This is a genomic window from Streptomyces abikoensis (assembly GCF_014648775.1).
Classification (GTDB): domain Bacteria; phylum Actinomycetota; class Actinomycetes; order Streptomycetales; family Streptomycetaceae; genus Streptomyces; species Streptomyces abikoensis.
Window position 1 is genome coordinate 203,791 of sequence record NZ_BMRT01000003.1, and the last position, 23,363, is coordinate 227,153.

General features: G+C 71.6%; 20 protein-coding genes. 3 read left to right on the forward strand and 17 right to left on the reverse strand.

Annotation, left to right across the window (positions count from 1 at the left end; genetic code table 11):
- Nucleotides 1-25: 25 nt before the first annotated feature.
- The 7 genes from IE096_RS11235 to IE096_RS11265 all read right to left on the reverse strand — a co-directional run bounded on the left by IE096_RS11235 (nt 26) and on the right by IE096_RS11265 (nt 8,711).
- Nucleotides 26-286, reverse strand: a complete 261-nt coding sequence (locus IE096_RS11235; RefSeq protein WP_189451250.1) for a hypothetical protein — start codon at nt 284-286, stop codon at nt 26-28.
- On the reverse strand, nt 283-1,779 hold the full coding sequence (gene gatA, locus IE096_RS11240; RefSeq protein ID WP_189451252.1) for an Asp-tRNA(Asn)/Glu-tRNA(Gln) amidotransferase subunit GatA: 1,497 nt from the start codon (nt 1,777-1,779) through the stop codon (nt 283-285). Before gatA ends, IE096_RS11235 begins: the two co-directional genes overlap by 4 nt.
- A 6-nt stretch (nt 1,780-1,785) precedes the next feature.
- The gene (gatC, locus tag IE096_RS11245) at nt 1,786-2,082 is read right to left on the reverse strand and encodes an Asp-tRNA(Asn)/Glu-tRNA(Gln) amidotransferase subunit GatC (protein WP_126916225.1); all 297 of its coding nucleotides are present in this window, start codon (nt 2,080-2,082) and stop codon (nt 1,786-1,788) included.
- Between the two features lie 324 nt (nt 2,083-2,406).
- Complete coding sequence (locus IE096_RS11250; RefSeq protein WP_189451254.1) at nt 2,407-4,506, reverse strand: putative bifunctional diguanylate cyclase/phosphodiesterase; 2,100 nt, start codon at nt 4,504-4,506, stop codon at nt 2,407-2,409.
- A gap of 173 nt (nt 4,507-4,679) precedes the next feature.
- Nucleotides 4,680-6,935 (reverse strand): NAD-dependent DNA ligase LigA, encoded by a 2,256-nt coding sequence (gene ligA / locus IE096_RS11255; protein ID WP_229820110.1) that lies wholly within the window; start codon nt 6,933-6,935, stop codon nt 4,680-4,682.
- A gap of 8 nt (nt 6,936-6,943) precedes the next feature.
- Nucleotides 6,944-7,966 carry a methionine synthase gene (locus IE096_RS11260; protein ID WP_189451258.1) on the reverse strand — a complete coding sequence of 341 codons (1,023 nt, stop codon included), beginning with the start codon at nt 7,964-7,966 and terminating at the stop codon, nt 6,944-6,946.
- A 46-nt stretch (nt 7,967-8,012) separates the two neighbouring features.
- Entirely contained in the window at nt 8,013-8,711 is a 699-nt protein-coding gene (locus tag IE096_RS11265; protein ID WP_189451259.1) for an SDR family oxidoreductase, read from the reverse strand.
- 278 nt (nt 8,712-8,989) lie between these two features.
- Here IE096_RS11265 and IE096_RS11270 point away from each other — a divergent pair, with 278 nt between their 5' ends.
- Both IE096_RS11270 and IE096_RS11275 read left to right on the forward strand, forming a co-directional pair.
- Nucleotides 8,990-9,415 (forward strand): hypothetical protein, encoded by a 426-nt coding sequence (locus tag IE096_RS11270; RefSeq protein ID WP_189451262.1) that lies wholly within the window; start codon nt 8,990-8,992, stop codon nt 9,413-9,415.
- Nucleotides 9,416-9,567: 152 nt separating this feature from the next.
- On the forward strand, nt 9,568-10,161 hold the full coding sequence (locus tag IE096_RS11275; protein ID WP_189451264.1) for a hypothetical protein: 594 nt from the start codon (nt 9,568-9,570) through the stop codon (nt 10,159-10,161).
- Between the two features lie 46 nt (nt 10,162-10,207).
- Here IE096_RS11275 and mnmA read toward each other — a convergent pair whose 3' ends face one another.
- The 3 genes from mnmA to IE096_RS11290 form a co-directional block, all read right to left on the reverse strand.
- Nucleotides 10,208-11,359: a tRNA 2-thiouridine(34) synthase MnmA gene (mnmA, locus tag IE096_RS11280; protein WP_189451283.1), complete on the reverse strand. Its 1,152-nt coding sequence runs from the start codon at nt 11,357-11,359 to the stop codon at nt 10,208-10,210.
- Nucleotides 11,360-11,491: 132 nt separating this feature from the next.
- A complete protein-coding gene (locus IE096_RS11285; protein WP_189451285.1) occupies nt 11,492-12,661 on the reverse strand; it encodes a cysteine desulfurase family protein in 1,170 nt (389 codons plus the stop codon).
- A 13-nt stretch (nt 12,662-12,674) separates the two neighbouring features.
- Nucleotides 12,675-13,685, reverse strand: a complete 1,011-nt coding sequence (locus IE096_RS11290) for a helix-turn-helix transcriptional regulator (RefSeq protein ID WP_189451287.1) — start codon at nt 13,683-13,685, stop codon at nt 12,675-12,677.
- Nucleotides 13,686-13,803: 118 nt separating this feature from the next.
- Here IE096_RS11290 and IE096_RS11295 point away from each other — a divergent pair, with 118 nt between their 5' ends.
- A complete protein-coding gene (locus tag IE096_RS11295; protein ID WP_189451288.1) occupies nt 13,804-14,376 on the forward strand; it encodes a TIGR03086 family metal-binding protein in 573 nt (190 codons plus the stop codon).
- A 64-nt stretch (nt 14,377-14,440) separates the two neighbouring features.
- On the opposite strand, the gene IE096_RS11300 is transcribed toward IE096_RS11295, so the two are convergent.
- From IE096_RS11300 to IE096_RS11330, 7 genes are all read right to left on the reverse strand, one after another.
- Nucleotides 14,441-15,121 carry a trimeric intracellular cation channel family protein gene (locus IE096_RS11300; RefSeq protein WP_126916213.1) on the reverse strand — a complete coding sequence of 227 codons (681 nt, stop codon included), beginning with the start codon at nt 15,119-15,121 and terminating at the stop codon, nt 14,441-14,443.
- A gap of 96 nt (nt 15,122-15,217) precedes the next feature.
- Complete coding sequence (locus tag IE096_RS11305; protein WP_189451289.1) at nt 15,218-16,675, reverse strand: M1 family metallopeptidase; 1,458 nt, start codon at nt 16,673-16,675, stop codon at nt 15,218-15,220.
- 125 nt (nt 16,676-16,800) lie between these two features.
- Nucleotides 16,801-17,850 (reverse strand): ABC transporter ATP-binding protein, encoded by a 1,050-nt coding sequence (locus IE096_RS11310; RefSeq protein WP_189451290.1) that lies wholly within the window; start codon nt 17,848-17,850, stop codon nt 16,801-16,803.
- Between the two features lie 11 nt (nt 17,851-17,861).
- Nucleotides 17,862-18,977 carry an ABC transporter ATP-binding protein gene (locus IE096_RS11315; protein ID WP_189451291.1) on the reverse strand — a complete coding sequence of 372 codons (1,116 nt, stop codon included), beginning with the start codon at nt 18,975-18,977 and terminating at the stop codon, nt 17,862-17,864.
- Nucleotides 18,974-19,972, reverse strand: a complete 999-nt coding sequence (locus IE096_RS11320) for an ABC transporter permease (RefSeq protein WP_189451292.1) — start codon at nt 19,970-19,972, stop codon at nt 18,974-18,976. The genes IE096_RS11315 and IE096_RS11320 overlap by 4 nt, the downstream gene beginning before the upstream one ends.
- A gap of 151 nt (nt 19,973-20,123) precedes the next feature.
- Nucleotides 20,124-21,902, reverse strand: a complete 1,779-nt coding sequence (locus tag IE096_RS11325; RefSeq protein ID WP_189451293.1) for an ABC transporter substrate-binding protein — start codon at nt 21,900-21,902, stop codon at nt 20,124-20,126.
- Between the two features lie 70 nt (nt 21,903-21,972).
- Nucleotides 21,973-22,971 (reverse strand): ABC transporter permease, encoded by a 999-nt coding sequence (locus tag IE096_RS11330; RefSeq protein ID WP_189451294.1) that lies wholly within the window; start codon nt 22,969-22,971, stop codon nt 21,973-21,975.
- Nucleotides 22,972-23,363 lie beyond the last annotated feature (392 nt).

Sequence of the window (23,363 nt, forward strand, 5' to 3'; positions counted from 1 at the left end):
GGAAAACTAACCTCTCAGTCCCTGCTCAGCCCGCGAGGACGTCGTCGCTGTTCATACGGCGCAGCTCGCGGACGAGCAGGGCGACGCCGGTGACGATGGCGGCGGCGGAGACCACCGCGTCGACGAGCTGCAGGGTGTCCTGCTCGCCGCGCGCCTTCTTGGCCTGCTTGGCGACGCTGATGGCGCCGAACAGCGTGGTGCCGATGGACAGGTACGTGCCGGCCTTGGACTTCTTGAAGCCCTTGGCCTTCTTCAGCGCGCTCGACTTGCTCTGTTCGGTGCTCACAGCGACGGTGCCTCCTCCAGCAGCGGGTGGCCCCAGCGCTCGGTGAACGCGGCCTCGACCGCGGCACCGACCTTGTAGAGCCGGTCGTCCTTCATGGCGGGAGCGATGATCTGCAGACCGACCGGCATGCCGTCCTCGGGGGCGAGGCCGCAGGGCAGCGACATGGCCGCGTTGCCCGCCAGGTTGGTCGGGATGGTGCACAGGTCGGCGAGGTACATCGCCATCGGGTCGTCGACGCGCTCACCGATCGCGAAGGCGGTGGTGGGCGTGGTCGGCGAGACGATCACGTCGACCTGCCCGAACGCCTTGTCGAAGTCGCGCGAGATGAGCGTGCGGACCTTCTGCGCGGAGCCGTAGTACGCGTCGTAGTAGCCGGAGCTGAGCGCGTAGGTGCCGAGCATCACGCGGCGCTTGACCTCGGGGCCGAAGCCGGCCTCACGGGTGAGGGCGGTGACCTCCTCGGCCGACTTCGTGCCGTCGTCGCCGACCCGCAGGCCGTAGCGCATGGCGTCGAAGCGGGCCAGGTTGGAGGAGCACTCGGACGGCGCGATCAGGTAGTACGCGGCCAGCGCGAGGTCGAAGGACGGGCAGTCCAGCTCGACGATCTCGGCGCCCAGCTCCTTGAGGAGCTCGACGGACTCGTCGAAGCGCTGGAGCACACCGGCCTGGTAGCCCTCGCCGCGGAACTGCTTGACGACACCGACGCGCATGCCGGCGACGGAGCCGCTCCGCGCGGCCTCGACGACCGGCGGAACCGGGGCGTCGATGGAGGTGGAGTCGAGCGGGTCGTGACCGGCGATCACCTCGTGCAGCAGGGCCGCGTCCAGGACCGTACGGGCGCAGGGGCCGCCCTGGTCGAGGGAGGAGGAGAAGGCCACCATGCCGTAGCGGGAGACCGCGCCGTAGGTGGGCTTGACGCCGACGGTGCCGGTGACGGACGCGGGCTGGCGGATGGAGCCGCCGGTGTCCGTGCCGATGGCGAGGGGGGCCTGGAAGGCCGCGAGGGCGGCGGAGGAGCCGCCGCCGGAGCCGCCGGGGATCTTGGTGAGGTCCCAGGGGTTGCCGGTGGGGCCGTAGGCGCTGTTCTCGGTGGAGGACCCCATGGCGAACTCGTCCATGTTGGTCTTGCCGAGGATGACGACGCCGGCGTCCTTCAGGCGCTTGGTGAGCGTCGCGTCGTACGGCGGGATCCAGCCTTCGAGGATCTTGGAGCCGACGGTGGTGGGGACGCCCTTCGTGGTGAAGATGTCCTTCAGCGCCAGCGGGACGCCGGCCAGCGGGCCGAGCTTCTCGCCGCGCTCGCGCTTGGCGTCCACCTCGCGGGCCTGGGCGAGCGCGCCCTCGCGGTCGACGTGGAGGAAGGCGTGCACCTTCTCGTCGACGGCCTCGATGCGGGCCAGGTGGGCCTCGGTGACCTCGACGGCCGTGAGCTCGCCGGAGGCGATCTTCTCGGCGATCTCGGCCGCGGTGAGCTTGATGATGATGTCAGTCATCGCGGGTCAGTCCTCCCCCAGGATCTGCGGCACCTTGAAACGCTGCTGCTCCTGGGCGGGGGCGCCGGAGAGCGCCTCCTGGGGGGTCAGCGACGGGCGGACGACGTCCGCGCGCATGACGTTCGTCAGGGGCAGCGGGTGGGAGGTCGGCGGTACGTCCTCGTCGGCCACATCGGAAACGCGGGCGACCGCGCCGATGATCACGTCGAGCTGTTCGGCGAAGTGGTCGAGCTCTTCGGCCTTCAGCTCCAGACGCGACAGCCGGGCGAGGTGGGCGACCTCCTCGCGCGTGATGCCAGGCATGCAGCGATCCTCAAGGGTGGGATGTATGGGTTTTCGGCCCAATCCTATGGCTCCGGCGGCCGTGCCCGCGAAACGGTTTCGCCGGGCGCTCGGCCGAGTGGCACTTTTGGGTGGCCCGGGGGCGGCACCGCCGGACCGGTAGCCGGTGGCTGATCGCCGTCGCGGCGGGTGCAGGACCCGGGGGCAAGCCCCCGGATCCCCGGCCCCCGTCTGCGGGGGCCGGGGCGGCAGCCCCGGGAAACGGTGAAAGGGCGGGACCGGGGCACCCTCTCCGCCGCGACGGCGACCGGCCCCCACCTGGGAGACCGGCGGTGCCGAACAGGTCTACGTGACCGCGTCCTCCTCCGCCGGCGCCGGCGTCGGGGCGGGCGTCGCCGGGAGCGGGTCGCGGTGGATGCCGGGTTCGCGGAGGCGGAGCCAGGCCGTGGTCTCGTCCGGCGGCATCGCCGCCGCGACGAGCCAGCCCTGGACCGCGTCGCAGCCGAGGTCGCGCAGCCGTTCCCACGTCTCGTCGTCCTCGACGCCCTCCGCGACGACGAGGAGGCCCAGGGAGTGGGCGAGGTCGAGGGTGCAGCGGACGATCTCGGCGTCCTCGTTGTCGATGGCGAGCCGGGCGACGAAGGAACGGTCGATCTTCAGCTCGCTGACCGGGAGGCGGCGCAGGTGGACCAGCGACGAATACCCCGTGCCGAAGTCGTCGAGGGACATCTTCACGCCGTGGCCGGTGAGCCCGGCGAGGGTGTCGGCCGCGCGCTGGGGGTCCTCCAGCAGCACGTGTTCCGTTATCTCCAGCTGGAGCGCCCCGGGGGGCACGCCGTGGCGGGCGAGGCGGGCGGCGACGGAGCCCGCGAAGCCCGGGGTGTGGACGTCGCGCGGGGAGACGTTGACCGCGACGGGGACCTCCAGGCCCATGGCCCGCCACTTCGCCACCTGCCCGAGGGCGGTCTCCAGGACGTACTCCGTCAGCCGGGGCATCAGGCCGGACGACTCCGCGATCGCGATGAACTCGTCCGGGGAGACCCGGCCCCGCTCCGGGTGGACCCAGCGGACCAGGGCCTCCAGGCCCTCCACATGGCCGTCGAAGCCGACCTTGGGCTGGTAGTGGAGCTCGACCTCGCCGGCGTCCAGCGCGCGGCGCAGGTCGCCGAGGAGGCCGAGCCGGTCGGGGGTGTTGCCGTCGCGGCGGGCCTCGTAGACCTCGACGCCGCTGCGGTCGCGCTTGGCCTGGTACATCGCCACGTCGGCGCGGCGCAGCAGCCCCTCCGCGTCCAGGGCGTGGTCGGGGTAGACGGCGACGCCGGCGCTGGCCTCCAGGACGAGGGTGAGCCCGTCCAGGTCGAGGGGGGAGCCGAGGTCGGCGACGAGCGTACGGGCGACCCGCTGGGCGCTGGTGAGGGAGTCGGCGGTGGGCAGCAGCACGGCGAACTCGTCGCCGCCGAGGCGGGCGGCCTCCGCGTCCCGGGGCAGGGCGAGCCGGAGTCGTTCGGCGATCTGGAGGAGCAGCCGGTCACCGGCGAGATGACCGAGGGTGTCGTTGACGGACCGGAAACGATCGAGGTCGATCAGGACGAGCGCGGCGCGGGCTCCGGCCCGTTCGGCCTCGTCCAGGGCGGTCCAGGTGCGTTCCAGCAGCCACTGACGGTTGGGCAGCCCGGTGAGGGGGTCGCGCAATTGTTCCTCGGCGCGGGCGCGGGCGATCCAGAGGGTGGAGTCCAGCGCGATGAGCGGGACCGCGAAGAGCGGGAGGAGGACGGGCGAGTGGTCGGCGACGACCGCGATCAGCGGGGCGATGCCGAGGAGGGCGATGCCGACGAGGGCCTGCCGCATCAGGGCGGTGCGGGCGATGCTGCCGAGCGCGGCGCGCGGGGCCATGGACCACCAGAGCAGCGCGCGGGTGACAGCGAGGTAGAGGAAGGCGGCGAGGGCGATCTGGGGGACGGCGGAGAGCCGCCAGGTGTCGGGCAGCCAGGGGCTCTCGACGCCGGCGGTGGTCCCGCAGGCGGCGAGGCCGAGGCCGGCGGCCGCGATGCCGAGGATGTCGACCGCGCCGTGGAGTAATGCCTGCCGCCATCGGTGGCGGCGGGCGGCGGCCACGAGGGTGACGACCGCGATGCTGATCAGGACGGCCGGGAGCCAGCCGTAGAGGAGGAGGACGGCCAGGGTGAGGGCGGCACCGGAGCCGGTGCCGCCCCACCAGCGGTCCCGGCCGAGGGCGACGAGGTGGGCGACGATGAGCGCGGTGAGGGTCGCGAGCGACCAGCCGACGGTCTGCCCCGGGAAGAGGGCCCGGCCCGAGGCGACCGCGCGCAGCACGCCGACGGAGAGCCCGAGCGCGGCCAGGGCCACGCAGACCGTCGGCAGGCCGGGCGGGGCGAGCCGCCGCGGCCGCGATGCCGGTTCGGCGCTGTCGGTGGTGGGTTTCATGCCCGTCCCTCTCACAGCCGGCGGTGCCCGCGCCACGGCAGGCGCACATCTCAACAGTAGGCCGCAGAAGGCTACGGCGGGCAGCGATCGGCAGGGGTTGCCCGAATGCGATCCGGCGTTCTGTAGCCATCTGGTACGCGCTGTAGGGGTAATGCCCACTGCCTATGCGGGCATTACTCCGCCGGGGTGGCCTCCTGGGGCACGGCCGCCCCGCGCGCCGCCTCGGGGCCTTCCTCCAGCAGGACGGTGAAGCCGTCCTCTTCGAGGACCGGGACCTTCAGCTGCATCGCCTTGTCGTATTTCGAACCGGGGTTGTCACCGACGACCACGAAGTCCGTCTTCTTCGATACCGACCCGGTCACCTTCGCGCCCCGGCTCTGCAGGGCCTCCTTGGCGGCGTCCCGGGTGAAGCCCGTGAGGGTACCGGTGACGACGACGGTCAGCCCGGCCAGCGGACGCGGGCCCTCCGCCTCGCCGGCCTCCTCCTCCATCCGGACCCCGGCGGCCCGCCACTTCTCGATGATCTCGCGGTGCCAGTCCTCGGCGAACCACTCCCGGACGGCGGTGGCGATGGTGTCGGAGACACCGTCGACGGCGGCGAGCTCCTCCTCCGTGGCCTCGGCGATCCGGTCGACGGAGCGGAACTCGCGGGCCAGCGCCGCCGCGGCGACGGGACCCACGTGACGGATGGACAGGCCGTTGATGATCCGGGCCAGCGGGCGCTGCTTGGCGGCCTGGATGTTCTCCAGCATCGCCAGGGCGTTCTTCTTCGGCTCGCCCTTCTGGTTGGCGAAGAAGGTGACGACCTTCTCCTTGCCCGTCTTGGGGTCGATCTTGGGCAGGCCGCTGTCCTGGTCCCGGACGTAGGACTTGATGGGCAGCAGCTCCTCGATCGTCAGATCGAAGAGGTCGCCCTCGTTGAGCATCGGCGGGGTGGCGGGCTCCAGGGGCTGGGTGAGGGCCGAGGCGGCCACATAGCCGAAGTTCTCGATGTCGAGGCACTCGCGGCCCACGAGGTAGTACAGCCGCTCGCGGATCTGGCCCGGGCAGGAGCGGGCGTTGGGGCACCGGAGGTCGATGTCGCCCTCCTTCATCGGGCGCAGCCCGGTGCCGCACTCCGGGCACTCGGCGGGCATCACGAACTCCCGTTCGGTGCCGTCGCGCAGGTCCACGACGGGGCCGAGGACCTCGGGGATCACGTCGCCGGCCTTGCGGATGACGACGGTGTCGCCGATGAGGACGCCCTTGGCCTTGACGACCTCCTGGTTGTGGAGGGTGGCGAACTCGACCTCGGAGCCGGCGACCGTGACGGGCTCGAAGACGGCCTGCGGCGTCACCCGGCCGGTGCGGCCGACGCCCACCCGGATGTCGAGGAGCTTGGTGTTGACCTCCTCCGGCGGGTACTTCCAGGCGATGGCCCAGCGCGGGGCGCGCGCGGTGGAGCCGAGCCGGCCCTGAAGGGGGATCTCGTCGAGCTTGACGACGACGCCGTCGATCTCGTGCTCCATCGAGTGGCGGACCTTGGGCTGCCCGTAGTGCGCGATGAACTTCCGCACCTCGTCCAGCGAGCCGAAGACCTCGGCGTGCGCGGCGGTGGGCAGGCCCCACTCCCGCAGCAGCTCGTAGGCGTGCGACTGGCAGTCGATGTCGAAGCCCTCGCGGGCGCCGACGCCGTGCACCACCATGTGCAGCGGGCGGGTGGCGGTGACGCGCGGGTCCTTCTGGCGCAGCGAACCGGCCGCCGCGTTGCGCGGGTTGGCGAAGGGGGCCTTGCCCGCCTCCACCAGCCGGGCGTTGAGCTCCTCGAACTTCTCCATCGGGAAGTAGACCTCGCCGCGCACCTCGACGAGGGCGGGGATCCGGTCGCCCTGGAGCCGGTCGGGGACCTCGGCGATGGTGCGGACGTTCGGCGTGATGTCCTCGCCGGTGCGGCCGTCGCCGCGGGTGGCGGCGCGGGTGAGACGGCCGTTCTCGTAGGTCAGGTTGACGGCGAGGCCGTCGACCTTGAGCTCGCACAGGAAGTGGTAATCGGCGCCCTCGCCGAGGTCCTTGGCGATGCGCTCGGCCCAGGCGGCCAGCTCCTCGTCGTCGAAGGCGTTGTCGAGGGAGAGCATGCGCTCGCGGTGCTCGACGGCGGTGAACTCCGTCTCGTACGCCCCGGCGACCTTCTGGGTCGGCGAGTCGGGCGTGCGCAGCGGCGGGTACTCCTCCTCCAGGGCCTCCAGCGACCGCAGCAGCTTGTCGAACTCGGCGTCGCTGACGACGGGGGCGTCCTTCACGTAATAGCGGAAGCGGTGCTCCTCGACCCGCTCGGCCAGCAGGGCGTGCTTCTCGCGCGCCTCGGCGGGTACCGCCGCCTGCGCCGCGAGCTCCTGGAGCTCTTCGCCTCGCCGTTCGACAGCCACCGTCTCGTCCTCCCGTTGATCCATGAGCGCCGTCACTCAGGGTTGTCTGCGAGTGATTTCGCCGCCCGGACGCAGTGGGCGAGGGCCGCGCGGGCATACGCGGGCGAAGCGCCCGCGAGCCCGCACGACGGGGTGACGACCACGGACTCCGAGAGAGACCCCGGTGCCAGCCCCAGCCTGCGCCACAGCGTCCTGACACCCATGACGCTACCGGCAGGGTCCGACAATGGGCCGTCCACGCCGGGCACCACGCCAGCGAAGAGGGTCGTGCCCGCCTCGACCGCCTCACCGATCGCATCGTCCTCACGCTCGGTGAGCAGCGAGAAATCGAACGAGACTCCGGTGACTCCTGCGCGGCGCAGCAGCGCGAAGGGCACGCCGGGGGCGCACGAGTGGACGACGAGCTCGGCGCCGGCCTCCGTCGCGACGGAGGCCACGTCCCGCAGGGCCCCTTCGACGACGGCCCGGTCGACGGCCCGGTGGGTGCGGTAGCCGCTGGCGGTACGGATCTGTCCGCGCAGCACGGCGGGGAGGGAGGGTTCGTCCAGCTGGAGCACGAGCCGGGCGCCCGGCACCCGGCGGCGCACCTCGGCGAGGTGGCCGCGCAGGCCCTCGGCCAGAGAGGCCGTGAGGTCGCGGCAGGCGCCGGCATCGGCGAGGGCGGCCTCGCCGCCGCGCAGCTGGAGGGAGGCGGCCAGGGTCCAGGGGCCGACGGCGGAGACCTTCAGGGCTCCTTCGTGGCCCTGGGTGAACTCCTCGAGCGCGTCCAGGTCCTCGCCGAGCCAGGAGCGGGCGCGGCGGGTGTCGCGGCCGGGCCGGTCGCTGACGCGCCAGCCGCTGGGCTCCAGATGGGCGAAGACCTCGACCAGCATCCCGGCCGTGCGGCCGATCATGTCGGCACCGGGCCCGCGCGCGGGCAGTTCCGGGAGGTGGGGCAGCGTTTCCAGCGACCCGGTGACGGTCTTCGCGGCCTCGCGCGCGTCTCCCCCCGGCATCGAACCGACGCCGGTGGCGGCCCCCGCGCCCCAGCTCCTGACGTTGCTCTTCTCGCTCACTGAAGGAAGGGTACGAGAAAGGGGCCGCCCCGACGGGAGTCGGCCCTCAGCCGCCCGAGTACCCCGGGCGGACCGTCAGGTCGTTGACCTCCGCGTCGCGCGGCAGGTCCAGGGCGAGCAGGATCGTCGACGTGACCGACTCCGGGCTGATCCACTTGCCCGGCTCGTACTCCTTGCCCTCCTGCTGGTGCACCTTCACCTGCATGGCGGTGGCCACGCGGCCCGGGTAGACGCTGGTGACGCGCACGCCGTGGGTGTGCTCCTCGGCCCGCAGGGAGTCCGCGAGCGCCTTCAGGCCGTGCTTGCTGGCCGCGTAGGCGCCCCAGCCGGGGTTCGCGCGCAGTCCGGCGCCGGAGTTGAGGAAGACGACGTGCCCCTGCGAGACGCGCAGCTGCGGCAGCAGCAGCCGCGTCAGCTCGGCCGGCGCGACCAGGTTGACGGCGAGCGTCCGGTTCCAGGTCTTGGGGGTCAGCTCGCCGATCTCCCCGAGGTCGGCGACGCCCGCGATGTGGAGGAGGGAGTCGATCCGGTCGGGCAGCGACTGGTGGCCGAGCGCCCAGGAGAGCCGGTCGGGGTTGTCGAGGTCGGCGACGAGCGTGTGGGCGCCGGGGAAGCGCCCGGCGAGCTCCTTGGCCCGGCCCGCGTCGCGCGCGACGAGCCAGAGTTCGTCGCCGCGTTCGTGGAGCCGCCGGGCGACCGCCTCGCCGATGCCCGACCCGGAGCCGGTGATCACATGTGTTGCCATGCCCCCAGCTTGCCGCACGGCGCGGGCGGCGGACACCGCCCCGTACCGCCGCGTCTGTCCCCCTGTGTGCCGTCTTCGGGCGAGCCGGACGCTACGGGCCGATTTCCTATGTCTCCGATATGGATTCGGAATCTTATGGGTCGCGAACAGATCACAGTGTTACCGGCGGTATCGCGAAAGCGGTAATGGCATGCCTAGCGTGACGCGGGCTCACCGGCGGCGTTATCCCCGCGCCGTTTTCCGTCATTTCACTGAAAGCAGCCATAGTGAAGATTCGCATGTCCCGCACCGCCGCCATATCCGGATTCGTCATCATCGCGCTCACCGGAGCGAGCGGCTGCGGCAGCGACTCGAGCGGGAAGAGCGGCTCCTCCGCTGCCGCCGCCGCTGCCACGACCGACGGCTCCGGCGACGGCACCAAGGACGTCTCCCTGTCCGACTGCGCATACGTCGAAAAGCAGGGCATCGCGGCCAAACTGAGCGCCATGAACCCCAGCGCTACGGCCACTTACAGCTACACCGTCACCGTGAAGTTCACCGCCCCGGACGGTACGGCGATCGACCCGCAGGACTTCTCGCTCCTGTTCGTCCGCCCCGGCCGCACGGACAGCCACGACATCGCCGCCCCCTACAGCCCGAAGGCGGGAGCCCCCACGAAGGGCGCGAAGTGCGAGATCGCGAAGGTCGTGCGCGGCACCGGCTGAGAAAAGCCGTTCTGTTGCGGTCGTGTCACAGAAGCGGCCGGTGACCTGCTGGGATTTGGTCATGTGTAAACACCCCGTTAGCGTGACGTGCGCTTGTCAATGATCAAAACGATCAATGCGTCATCTCGTCACTTCATCGGGGGAGTTCCAGCATGAAGCTTCGTCATGTCCGCGCGGCGGCCGTCTTCGGAATCGTCGTCGTCGCCCTCACCGGCGCCCGGGGCCACCACGGCGCCAGCTGCGGCGGCGGATCCAGCCACCACAGCAGCGGGTCCTCCACGAGTGGTGGCACGTCCACGAGCGGCGGTTTCAGCAGCGGCGGGACGACGAGCGGCGGTACCACCACCGGTGGCACGACCACCGGTGGTGGTACCGGCGACTCCTCGTCGTCCTCCTCCGGCGGCTCGTCCGTCCTGGGCTCGAACGGCAGCGGCCGGGGCGGCAGCGGCGACGACGCCATGCGCGACATCAAGATCACGGACTGCGCCTACACCGATCGCCTCGGCATCACGGCGAAGCTCAGCGCCACCAACGGCAGCGCGACCCTCAAGTACACCTACCGCCTGACGGTGAAGTTCACGGACCCCGAGGGCAAGATCACCACGCGCTTCCCGTCCATCCCCTACGTGATGCCGGGCAAGACCGGCACGCTCGACGTCTCCACCCCGTACGTGCCGAAGGCGGGCTCGCCCAGCAGCGGCGGCCGGTGCGAGGTCACCAACGTGACGCGGACGATCGAGCGCTGATCCCGCGCGGAGCGCTACGCGGGGCGATACCGCGCGGGGGCGGTGCTCAGCCCGCCGCTCCCGCGCGCGCCCGCTCGGTCGTCGCGATCGTCGCCGAGCCGACGACGCGCGTGTCGTCGTAGAGGACGATCGCCTGGCCGGGGGCCACGCCGCGGACGGGCTCGGTGAAGCGGACGTGGAGCTCGTCGCCGACGAGCTCGGCCGTCACCTCGGTCTCGCCGCCGTGGGCGCGCAGCTGGGCCGTGTACGTGCCCGGGCCCGCCGGGGCGACGCCGCACCAGCGGGGCTTGATCGCGGTCAGGGCCGAGACGTCCAGGGCCTCCACCGGGCCCACCGTCACGGTGTTGTTCACCGGGGAGATGTCCAGGACGTAGCGCGGCTTGCCGTCCGGGGCCGGGCGGCCGATGCGGAGGCCCTTGCGCTGGCCGATGGTGAAGCCGTAGGCGCCCTCGTGGGTGCCGACCGTGGCGCCGGTCTCGTCGACGATGTCGCCCTCGGCCTTGCCGAGGCGCTTCGCCAGGAAGCCCTGGGTGTCGCCGTCGGCGATGAAGCAGATGTCGTGGCTGTCGGGCTTCTTCGCCACGGCCAGGCCCCGGCGCTCCGCCTCGGCGCGGATCTCGTCCTTGGTGGTGATCGTGTCGCCCAGCGGGAACATCGCGTGCGCGAGCTGGCGCTCGTCCAGGACGCCCAGGACGTAGGACTGGTCCTTGGCCATGTCGCTGGCGCGGTGGAGCTCCCGGGTGCCGTCCTCGTTCACCACGACCGTGGCGTAGTGGCCGGTGCAGACGGCGTCGAAGCCCAGCGCGAGGGCCTTGTCCAGCAGCGCGGCGAACTTGATCTTCTCGTTGCAGCGGAGGCAGGGGTTGGGCGTGCGCCCGGCCTCGTACTCGGCGACGAAGTCCTCGACGACGTCCTCGCGGAAGCGCTCGGCCAGGTCCCAGCAGTAGAAGGGGATGCCGATCACATCGGCGGCGCGGCGGGCGTCGCGGGAGTCCTCGATGGTGCAGCAGCCGCGCGCGCCGGTGCGGAAGGACTGCGGGTTCGCGGAGAGCGCGAGGTGCACACCGGTCACGTCGTGGCCGGCTTCGACGGCGCGGGCCGCGGCGACGGCGGAGTCGACGCCGCCGGACATGGCGGCGAGCACGCGGAGCCCCTTGCGGGGGGCGCTGAGGTCTGGGGCACCCGGGAAGTCAGTCATAGCCCTTCCAGGGTACGGGGTTCTCTTTCCGGGTACGTGCGGGCCGGTGGTCGGTTTGTGCCCACCCTCCCCCAGCTACCGCTGGGAGGTGCCCCCAGCCCTGCGGAACGCCTGCCCACAAACCGGCGGTCCCTAGCTCAGACCCGCCGACCGGGCCCGGGCGACCACCGGGCCGATCGCCTCCACGACCGCCGTGACGTCCTCGCGCGTCGACGTGTGGCCCAGCGAGAACCGCAAGGTGCCGCGGGCCAGGTCGCGGTCGGTGCCCGTGGCCAGGACGACGTGGCTGGGCTGGGCGACGCCGGCCGTGCAGGCGGAGCCCGTCGAGCACTCGATGCCCTGGGCGTCGAGGAGGAGCAGCAGGGAGTCGCCCTCGCAGCCCGGGAAGGAGAAGTGGGCGTTGGCGGGCAGCCGGCCCGCCGGGTCCGGGTCGCCGCCGAGGACCGCGTCGGGGACGGCCGCCCGGACGCCCTCGATCAGCTCGTCCCGCAGTGCCCCGATCTCGCGGGCGAAGTCCGCGCGCCGCTCGGCGGCCAGCCGGCCCGCCACCGCGAAGGCGGCGATCGCCGGGACGTCGAGCGTGCCGGAGCGCACGTGCCGCTCCTGGCCGCCGCCGTGCAGCAGCGGTACGGGCGTGTACTGGCGGCCCAGCAGCAGGGCGCCGATCCCGTACGGGCCGCCGATCTTGTGGCCGCTGACGGTCATCGCGGCGAGCCCGGACGCGGCGAAGTCCACGTCCAGCTGGCCGACGGCCTGTACGGCGTCGGCGTGCAGCGGAACGTCGAACTCCGAAGCGACCTCGGCCAGTTCGTGGACCGGCAGCACCGTGCCGATCTCGTTGTTGGCCCACATCACCGTGGCGAGGGCCACGTCATCGGGGTTCCGGGCGATGGCCTCGCGGAGGGCGTCCGCGTGGACCCGGCCGTAGGAGTCGACGGGCAGGTACTCGACGGTCGCGCCCTCGTGCTCGGCGAGCCAGTGGACGGCGTCGAGGACGGCGTGGTGCTCCACGGGGCTGGCCAGGACGCGGGTGCGGGCCGGGTCGGCCGCGCGGCGTGCCCAGAACAGGCCCTTGACGGCGAGGTTGTCGGCTTCGGTGCCGCCCGCGGTGAAGACCACTTCACTGGGGCGCGCGCCGAGCGAGGCGGCGAGCGATTCGCGCGCTTCCTCGACCGTGCGGCGGGCGCGGCGGCCCGCGGCGTGCAGCGAGGACGCGTTGCCGGCGAGGGGCAGCTGGGCGGTCATCGCCGTCACCGCCTCCGGGAGCATCGGGGTGGTGGCGGCGTGGTCGAGGTAGGCCATGGTGGGCACGATTCTACGAGTCCCGGCCCGGGACCGTGGCGGGGCGTTCCGGCCCCGGAGGGAGCATCCGGTTGTGCCCGGGTTCGTACAGCTCCAGCACGGCCCGGGCGGCCGCCGCCAGCTCCCGCCGGACCGGCTCCGGGGAGATCACCTCCAGATCCGGGCCGTAGGCCAGCAGGGATCGCGCTTCCGCGATGCCGCCGAAGGCGAATTCGACGGTCGCGGGGTCGCCCTCGGACGGCGGCCCGGTGAGCTGCCGGCCGCGCAGGCGCAGCAGCGTGGCGAGGCGGGAGCGCCGCACCCGGGCCGTCACCAGGAGCTCCGCGGGCCGGTCCTCGACCTCACGGCGCAGCTCCGCCCAGACGTCCGTCAGCTCCTGGCCGGCCCGGCGGCGTACGGGTTCGTCGGTGAGGGTCGCCTTCAGGACGCGGTCGGCGCGGTAGAGGCGGGGGCTGCCGCGGTGGTCGGCGACGAGGTACCAGACGCCGGCCTTGGCGACGAGGCCGTAGGGGTCGACCGTGTACCCGCGCGGTTCGGCCGTGCCGCCGTGGCGGTAGCGCAGGCGCAGCCGGAGGTCGGTGAAGACGGCGGTGTGGAGTTCGCCGAGGTCGACGGCGGGAGTGGGAGCCGCCCAGCGGACGGGGTCGATGTGGATGCGGCGGCTGGTGGCCTCGGCGGCGGGGCGGTGGGGGGCGGGCAGGGCGGCCATGACCTTGCGCAGGGCGGAGCCCAGGGCGCCGTCGAGGCCGAGGTCGGCGTGGGCGCCGGGGCCGGCGAGGACGAACAGGGCGCGGGCCTCGTCCGCGGTGAGGCCGGTGACGTCGGTGCGGTAGCCGGGGAGCAGGGCGATGCCGCCGTGGCGGCCGCGTTCGGCGTAGACGGGCACGCCGGCGGCGGAGAGGGACTCGACGTCGCGGTAGATGGTGCGGACGGACACCTCCAGGCGGCGGGCGAGCTCGGCGGCGGGCACCCGGTCCCGGTTCTGGAGCAGCAGGAGTATCGACAGCAGCCGGTCGGATTTCACGTGATCAAGAATCTCGCGGGGGCGGGGAAAACATGACGGCGGGTGTCAGGTTATGGCGAGAGGGTGCTCTCGACCGGCTGACCGGCCGGTCACCCCGTCCTCTGAGGAGCAGTGCGCCATGGACCTCGACCCCCGCCCCCTCTACACCCGCGCCACCGACCAGGCGGCGGCCCTGATCGCCCGGGTGAAGCCCGAGGCGCTCGGCGACGCCACGCCCTGCGCCGAGTTCGACGTGCGCGGGCTGCTGGCGCACCTCGTGGGCGGTGTCCGCGCCGGCGCCGAGCGCGGCCGGACCGACGCGGACGTGACGCTGGTGGCCGCCGAGGGCGTGCCGGACGACGGCTGGCTCGCGGCCTACGACGAGGCCCGCGCGCTCTTCGCCGAGGTGTGGGCCGACGACGCGAAGCTGGACGCGCCGGTGTCCGTGCCGTGGGGCGAGATGCCGGGCCGGGCGTACCTCTCCTCGGGCTGTGTGCTGGAGACGGTCGCCCACACCTGGGACCTGTCCACCGCCCTCGGCCATCCGCTGCCCCTGGACCAGGAGCTCGCCGAGTACACCCTGGAGTGGGCGCGCCGGGTGCTCCCGGCGGAGCGGCGCGGCGGGCCCGTGCCGTTCGGGCCGGTGCGTCCGGCCCCCGAGGGCGCGGACGCCTACGCGCGGCTGGCGGCGTGGCTGGGCCGGGAGGTCTGAGCCGAAGGCCACGCGCGGACAAAGCCGCGGGGACAAAGCCGCGCGGAAACGTTACGTCCGAGCGTTACCCCTGGGCGTTGCCCTGCGCCGGATCTCCCGCCGTCGCGCTGCGCCGGTGCCAGGCGCGCGGGGCGCGCCAGTGGTAGCGCATGGCCAGCAGCCGCAGGACGAACGCGACGGCGGCGGACAGCATGCTGGTGGAGACGTTGAGCGCGTCGTAGCGGATCAGCAGCGCGGCCATGGTGGAGCCGACCATGGCGGGCACCGCGTACAGGTCGCGGTCCCAGCGCAGCAGCGAGGGCACCTCGTGGGCCAGGACGTCGCGCAGCACACCGCCGCCGACCGCCGTGGCCAGGCCCAGCGTCGCGGCGAAGGTCAGGCCGAGCCCGTGCCCGTAGGCCTTGACCGTGCCCGCGACGCAGAACAGCCCGAGCCCGGCGGCGTCGAAGACGTTCACCGCCTTGGTGATCCGCTCCACCTCGGGGTGGAGGAAGAAGACGATCGCTGTGGCGACCAGCGGGGTGAGGAAGTACCCCAGGTCGGTGAAGGCGGCGGGCGGCACGGCTCCGATGATCAGGTCCCGGAACAGCCCGCCGCCCAGCGCGGTGACCTCCGCCAGCACCGCCATGCCGAAGACGTCGAAGTTCTTGCGGACGCCGAGCAGGGCGCCCGACATGGCGAAGACGAAGATGCCGGCGATGTCGAGCGAGTGCTGGACGGAGGGGCTGAACAGATCGGTGAGCACCAGACATTCTTACGCGCCGGTGGCGGTGCTCCCGACTTCTCCCGGAATGCGTCCCGGAATGCGGACGCGCGCGCCCACGAAGGCCACGGCAGGTGGCTACGGCAGCTTCGGCTTCTGCGGGGTGGACAGCCAGGTCCGGAAGAGATCGCTCAGGTCCTGGTGGGAGACCGCCTCGGCGAGGCCGGTGAACTGGGCGGTGCGGACGTTGCCGCCCTTGTGGAGCTTGGTCCACAGCGGCAGCAGCTTGAAGAACGCCTTGTCGCCGATGCGCTCGCGCAGCATCTGGAGCGTCATCGCGCCCCGGTAGTAGACGGACCGGGAGAACATGGTGTCGCGCTTGGGGTCGGCCACGTCGAGCTTCCAGAAGGCGTCGCCGTCGTCGTGGGCGTTGTACGCCTCCAGGAAGGACTGGTGGGCGCTCTTGCGGCCCTTGTGCTCGTCCCACAGCCACTCGGCGTAGGTGGCGAAGCCCTCGTTGAGCCAGATGTCCTTCCACCGCTCGACCGACAGCGAGTCCCCGAACCACTGGTGGGCCAGCTCGTGGACGACCGTCGCCTCGTCGCGCACGGCGGAGTAGACGGGCTTCGTCTGGACCTCCAGCGAGAACTCGGCCTGCGGCATGTCGTCGACGACGGCGCCCGTCTCCTCGAAGGGGTACGGGCCGAAGAGCTTGGACCAGTAGTCGGTGGCCTCGGCGGTGATGCCGTAGAAGTCGAGCTTGTCCGTGGGCAGGGCGGGATTGGTGGCGACGTAGATGGGGGTGCCGCCGGGGGTGACGCCCTTGCGCACGTCGAACTTCCCGATCGTGGCGGTGGCGAGGTAGGGCGCCATCGGCTTGCTCTCGCGCCAGTGGGTGATCGTGGTGTCGCCGCTGTCGCGGGTGGCGAGGAGCCTGCCGTTGGAGACGGCCGTCAGGCCCTTGGGGGCCCGGATGCGGATGTCGAAGGTGGCCTTGTCGGAGGGGTGGTCGCTGGAGGGGAACCAGGTGGAGGCCGCGTTGGGCTCGCACGCCACGAAGACGCCGTCCTTCGTCTTCATCCAGCCGTACTTCGAGCCGAAGATGATCGGGCCGCTGAGCGGCTGGGGTATGCCGCCGTAGGTGACGGTCGTGGTGAAGGTGTGGCCCTTGACCAGCGGGAGCGCGGGGCGGATGCGGATCTCGTCGCCCACCCGGGAGAAGGCGGCGGGGAGGCCGTTGACCTCGACCTTGGAGACCGTGAGCTGCTGGAGGTCCAGGTCGAAGGAGGAGAGGCTCTGGGTGGCCCGCGCGGTGACGGTCGTCCTCCCGTCCAGCCGGCCGCTGGAGGGCGTGTAGCCGACGTCCAGGTCGTAGTGGAGGGCGTCGAAGCCGCCGTTGCCGAGCTCGGGGAAGTAGGTGTCGCCGATGCCGGGGGCACCGGCGGTCGGGGGCCAGTCGGGGCGGGCCGAGGCCATGGGGGCGGCCGCGATCACCCAGGCCGAGGCGGTGGCCGTGGCGAGGGCGAGGAGCCGGGCCGGGACCCGGCGGCCCTTCGAGCGTATGGAGCGGTCCCGGAGCGGGCGGGAGAGTGCCATGAGCCGTCCCTTCGAACGTGCGAGCGCATTTGCGGCGAACGCGCCGACTCTGCACTCCCCCGCCTCGCGGTGCTCAGGTCTTTACCAAGTCATTTCGATCTCCACGAGCCAGCCTCGCACGCCGCTTACGCACCCGCACCTTCCGTCACCGGTTCGGGTGTTCCCGGCGCGTTCTCCGGGTGATGGCAGGCCACCTGGTGGCCGGCCCGGGGGGCCAGCAGCCGCGGCTCGTCGGTCCGGCACACCTCCGTCGCCTTCCAGCAGCGGGTGTGGAAGCGGCAGCCGGCCGGCGGGGAGATCGGCGAGGGCACGTCGCCCTTGAGCAGGATGCGCTCGCGCTTGACGCGCCGCCCCGGGTCCGGCACGGGCACGGCCGACAGCAGCGCCGTCGTGTAGGGGTGCATGGGCCGCTCGTAGAGCGAGGTGCGGTCGGCGAGCTCCACGATCTTGCCGAGGTACATCACCGCGATCCGGTCCGAGACGTGCCGGATGACCGACAGGTCGTGGGCGATGATGACGTAGGTCAGCCCGAGCTCCTCCTGGAGGTCGTCCAGGAGGTTGACCACCTGGGCCTGGATGGAGACGTCCAGCGCGGAGACCGGCTCGTCGGCGACGACCAGCCGGGGCTTGAGCGCGAGGGCCCGTGCGATGCCGATGCGCTGGCGCTGGCCGCCGGAGAACTCGTGCGGATAGCGGTTGTAGTGCTCGGGGTTGAGGCCGACGAGCTCCAGCAGCCGCTGCACCTCCTTCTTCACCCCGCCCTCGGGCGTGATGCCCTGGAGCCGGAACGGCGCCCCGACGATCGTGCCGACGGTGTGCCGGGGGTTCAGCGAGGAGTACGGGTCCTGGAAGATCATCTGGACGTCGCGGCGCATCGGCCGCATCCCCGCCACCCCGAGGTGGGTGATGTCCCGGCCCTCGAACTCGATCTTCCCGGCGGTCGGTTCCAGCAGCCGGGTGATCAGCCGCCCCATGGTCGACTTGCCGCAGCCGGACTCGCCCACCACGCCCAGGGTCTCCCCGGCGCGCACGTCGAAGTCCAGCCCGTCCACGGCCCGCACCGCGCCCGTCTGGCGCCGCAGCAGCCCCTTGACGATCGGGAAGTGCTTGACCAGGCCCTCGACCTTCAGCAGGGGCTCGGTCGCCTCGGGGGCCGGCTGCGCGGGAATCGTCATCTGTGGGTCCTTCACAGCTTCGGCGCGATCTCTTCGGTCCAGATGCGGGTGCGCTCCTCGGGTGCCAGGTGGCAGGCGGAGTGGTGCGGCCGGCCGGCCTCGGTGCCCGGGACGGGGCGCAGTTCGGGCCGCTCGGTGCGGGTGACACCGCCCTTGGGGACGTCCGCGTAGGGGCAGCGCGGGTTGAAGGCGCAGCCGGAGGGCACGTTGATCAGGCTGGGCGGGGAGCCCTTGACCGGGATCAGCCGCTCGGTCTGCTCGCGGTCGATCCGGGGCATCGAGCCCAGCAGGCCCCAGGTGTAGGGGTGCTGGGGGGCGCGGAAGACCCGTTCGGCCGGACCGCGTTCCACACAGCGGCCGCCGTACATCACGAGGATGTCGTCGGCGAGCTCGGCGACCACGCCCAGGTCGTGGGTGATGATGACGACCGCGGAGCCGAACTCCTTCTGCAGGTCACGGATCAGGTCCAGGATCTGGGCCTGGACGGTCACGTCCAGGGCGGTGGTGGGCTCGTCGGCGATCAGCAGGTTCGGGTTGTTGACGAGCGCCATCGCGATCATCGCGCGCTGGCGCATGCCGCCGGAGAACTGGTGGGGGTAGTCGTCGACGCGCCGGTCGGGCTGGGGGATGCCGACCCGGTCCAGCAGCTCGACCGCGCGCTTGCGGGCGGTCTTCTTGTCGACGTCGTGGTGGACCCGGTACGCCTCGACGATCTGGGCGCCGACGGTGAAGTACGGGTGCATGGCCGACAGCGGGTCCTGGAAGATCATGGCCATCTCGCGGCCGCGCAGCCGGCGCACCTTCTCGGGGTCGGCGCTCATCAGCTCGGTGCCGTCCAGCCAGATCTCGCCGCTGATGCGGGCCTTGCGGCGGCCGTACTGGCCGACGGTGTGGAGGCCCATGATGCCCAGCGAGGTGACGGACTTGCCGGAGCCGGACTCGCCGACGATGCCGAGGGTGCGGCCCTTCTCCAGCTGGAAGGACAGCCCGTCGACGGACTTCACCAGGCCGTCGTCGGTGGGGAAGTGGACGCGCAGGTCGCGGACGTCGAGGAAGGCGGTCGGCCGGGCCTTGCCGTCCGTGGGCTCGCCGACGGCACCGCCGTCGGGGAGGGGTGTGGTGGTCACGAGAGCCTCACTCGGGGATCGATCACGGCGTACAGGAGGTCGACCACGAGGTTGGCGACGACGACGGCGGTCGCGGCGATGAGCGTCACGCCGAGGATCAGCGGCAGGTCGCGGTCGCTGATGGCCTTCACGGCCGCCTGGCCCAGGCCCGGCAGGTTGAAGGTGGTCTCGGTGAGGATCGCGCCGCCGACGAGGGCGCCGAGGTCCATGCCGAGGATGGTGAGGACCGGGGTCAGCGTGGAGCGCATGGCGTGCTTGCCGATGACGACCGGTTCCCGCAGCCCCTTGGCGCGGGCGGTGCGGATGTAGTCCTCGCCCAGGATCTCCAGCATGGTGGCGCGGGTGAGCCGGGCGTACATGGCCGCGTAGAGGAAGGCGAGGGTGATCCAGGGCAGGATCAGCCCGCTGAACCAGCCGGCGGGGTCGTCGGCGAAGTCGACGTAGTCGCCGTCCACCCAGCCCAGACCGTAGGAGAAGACCGCGAGCGAGACCAGGCCGGTGAAGTAGATGGGGAGCGAGACGCCGCTCAGGGCGACGGTCATGGCCGCGCGGTCCCAGAGGCTGCCGCGCTTGAGGGCGGAGACCACACCGGTGGTCACCCCGCCGACCAGCCACAGCACACAGGCGCCCGCGGCCAGCGACAGCGTCACCGGCACCCGGTCCTGGAGCACCGGCCAGATGTCCTGCTCGGTGCGGAAGGAGTAGCCGAAGCAGGGCACGTCGCAGTGGACGGTGGTGCCGCCGCCGGTGTAGTCCCGCCCGGCGACGATGCCGGTGACGAAGTGCCAGAACTGCACCAGGATCGGGTCGGACAGCCCGAGTTTCTGCCGGATGCCCTCGATGGTCTCCGGGTCCGCCTGTTTGCCGACGTAGAGCGCGGCAGGGTCGGCCCCGGTGAGCTTGGGGATCGCGAAGAAGATGCCGAAGGTCACCAAGGTGACCACGAGGAGCATCACGATGACGGCGAACAGCCGCCTGACGATGTAAGCGAACACTGCGGTCGGCCGGCGGCGGCCGGGGACCCCCGTGTCGCGTCGGGGTCCCCGGCCGCCGCGCGCGGCCCTCACCTGCCCTTCGGGCCTAGCGGCGGGTGCGCCGGCGGAGCGTACGGTCTGTCACTGGACGGTGGCTGTCACTCGGCGGCGCTCACCTGACGACGCCAAGGGAGGCGTAGTCGTAGCGTCCGTTGTAGGCCTCGGACGTATAGGCGTTGGTCAGCCGGGAGCTGCGCCACGTGATCGTCTTGTCGTAGACGAAGGGCAGGTACCAGGCGCCCTCGGTGATTTTTTTGTTGGCCTCCTGGTAGAGCTTCCCCGCCTTGTCGACGTCGGTCTCCGCGATGGCCTGGTCGTAGAGCTTGTTGACCTCGGGGTCGTTGAGCTCGGGGTAGTTCTGGTTGCCGCTCTCCAGGATGAAGCGGCCGTCCGTGATGGGCTGGAGGAAGCCCTGGCCGCTGGGGAAGTCCGCGCCCCAGCCCATGATGATGATGCCGTAGTTCTTGTCCTTGACGTTCTTGGGGGCGCCGATGATGCCGGTGTACTGGGCGCCGTCGTACTGGTCGATCTGGGCGTCGATGCCGACCTTCTTCAGGGCCGCCTGCATCGACTCGGCGGTCGCGACCTCCGGCGGCTTGTTGTTGCGCACGGCGATCGTGGTCTTGAAGCCCTGGGGCTTGCCGCAGGCCTTCAGCTCCTCCTTGGCCTTGGCCTCGTCGGGCTTGCCCTGCTTCAGGTTGAACGGGTCGTAGTTCGCGTCGAAGCCCTTGACCGAAGGCGGGAGCATGCTGATGGCGATGTCACCGCCGGCCTGCGGGCCGCCGCGCGCGGTCTGGATCGAGGTGTGGTCGGCGGCGTAGATGACGGCCTTGCGGCAGTGCTCGTTGTCGAACGGCGCGACGGTCTTCGGGAAGGCCGCGTAGCGGATGAAGCCGGTCTGCGGGTTGTCGACGTTGGCCTTGTACGAGTTCATCGCCTTCTGCCGGCCGGTCGAGCCCAGGCCGGTGGCGTTGATGTCGAGGTCGTACTCGCCGGCGAGCAGCTTGTTGTCCATGTCGTCGGCGTTGGTGGTGAGCTTGACCGTGATCTTGTCGGGCAGCGCCTTGCGGACCGGGTCGGACTTCCGGTCCCACTTGTCGTTGCGGACCAGCTCCAGACCCTTGTTCGGGTTGTAGGAGACGAATTTGTACGGTCCGCTGGAGAACGGGCGGGACCCGTACTTCTCGGCGGTGTCCTTGTCCGGGCGGACCGGGGCCGCGGCGGGGATCGCCAGCATCTGGAGGAAGTCGCCGTTGGGCTTGGGCAGATGGAAGACGATCGTCTTCTCGTCCGGCGTCTCGATCGCCTTCAGGCCGAGCTTGTCCTTGCTCTCGTCCTTGTACGGGCCCTTGTACTCCTTGTCGGGGTCGAGGACCTGCATCAGCCACAGCGGGCCGCCGGAGATCTTGTCGGTCGCCCAGGTGCGCTCGATGCCGTACTTGATCTGCCGGGTGGTGATCGGCTGGCCGTCCTCCCAGGTCAGCCCGTCACGCAGCTTGAAGGTGTAGGTCTTCTTGTCGGCCGAGAGCTGGCCGGTGTCCGTGGCCATGTCCGGGACGACGTTCACGCTCTCCAGGCCGGGGGCCGGCTTGGGGGTGACGAGGGTACGGGTGTAGTAGCGGGCGAAGTCCCACATGAAGCCGTAGTAACCGCGCTGCGGGTCCCACGAGTCGGCGTCCTGGGTGCCGATGAACTTCAGCTCCCCGCCCTTCTTGTCGGAGGCGGCGGCCACCTTGTTCACACCGGCGTTGAAGCCCGCCGCCTTGCCGCCCTTGCCGCCGCCTTCGCTCTTGCCGCCGCCACCGCCGCAGGCGGTGGTGGTCACCAGGGCCGCGACCGCGAGCGCCGCCCCGGCGGCCAGTCTGCGCCTCGAAGTTCGTTGGGTTGTCACGATGTAACGGACCTCCGTGGTCGGTCGCCGCCCGGAACGGGCGGTCGGTACGAGAGGGCGAGGGTGGGCGTCAGCGCGAGCCCTTCGGGTCCAGCGCGTCCCGCACGCCGTCGCCGAAGAGGTTGAAGGCCAGCACGGTGACGAAGATGGCGAGACCCGGAATGATCATGAACATGGGGTCGCCCTCGTAGGTCGTGACGGCCTTGGAGAGCATCTGCCCCCAGGAGGCGGTCGGCGGCTTGACGCCGGCGCCGAGGAAGCTCAGCGCCGCCTCCGTCAGGACATTGGTGGGGATCATCAACGTGGCGTACACGGTGATCGGCGCCACCAGGTTGGGCAGCAGCTCCCGGAAGAGGATGTACAGCCGGCCCGCGCCCAGGCTGCGGGCGGCCTCGACGTACTCCCGCTCCCTGAGCGAGAGCGTCTGGCCGCGCACGATCCGGCCCACGTACGGCCAGCCGAAGAACCCGATGACCGCGATCAGCACGGCCATCCGCACCCCCGAACCGGTCAGCCCCCACAGGGAGTTGGGGACGACGGAGACGAGCGCGATGATGAACAGCAGCTGGGGGAAGGCCAGCAGGAGGTCCATGACCCGGCTGACGACCGCGTCCACCCAGCCGCCGAAGTAGCCGGCGACGATGCCGAAGACCGTGCCGATCACGACCGCCACGACGGCCGCGAGGAAGGCCACGAGCAGCGAGACCCGGGCCCCGTAGACAACCCGGCTGAAGACGTCCCGGCCGTTGACGGGCTCGGCGCCGAAGAGGAAGTCGGAATTGATGCCGCCCCAGGCGGCCTTGGGGGTGCTGGAGAGGGGGTCGATCAGCTCCTCGTGGTACTCGTTCGGGGGATGCCCGAGGAGGCCCACGATGACCGGGGCCAGGATCGCCACGAGGATGAGCAGCAGGACGACGACCCCGCCCGCCAGGGCGAACTTGTCGCGCTTGAGCCGTGTCCAGGCGATCCGCCAGGGCGAGCGCCCCTCGATGGCCTTCGCCGGAAGGCCGTCGGTGACGGGGGCGGCGCCGGCGTCGGCCGGTCCCGTGTCGTGCAGTGGTGCCGTCATCGTCTGGTGGACCCCTCTCGGCCGGCGGCGACCGGCCCAACGCCCGCCGCGCTCGGGGCGGCTGGTTCACATCACTGGTGCGAGGACGCGCCCCGCGCGGCGGTGGGCGCGCGGATCGCGGTGGTACGCGAAGTGCAGTGGTGCGGAAGGTGCGGGACGTGCGGGACGTGCGGTGGTACCCGGAGTTGCGTCGGTGCGGAGAGCACCGGAGGTGCCGGTGGTACGGGACGTGCGCACAGAGCGGTCGTACGGCGGAACAGGTCGTACGCAGGAACGAAGTCCTTGTTGGGCGGGAGTCTCCATGGCTCCCGCGATCACCCGCCAGCCCTCACCCGCAAAGGATGCGCAAACGTGATGTGTGAAGGGAGGTTCCGTTATACGGACACCGGGCT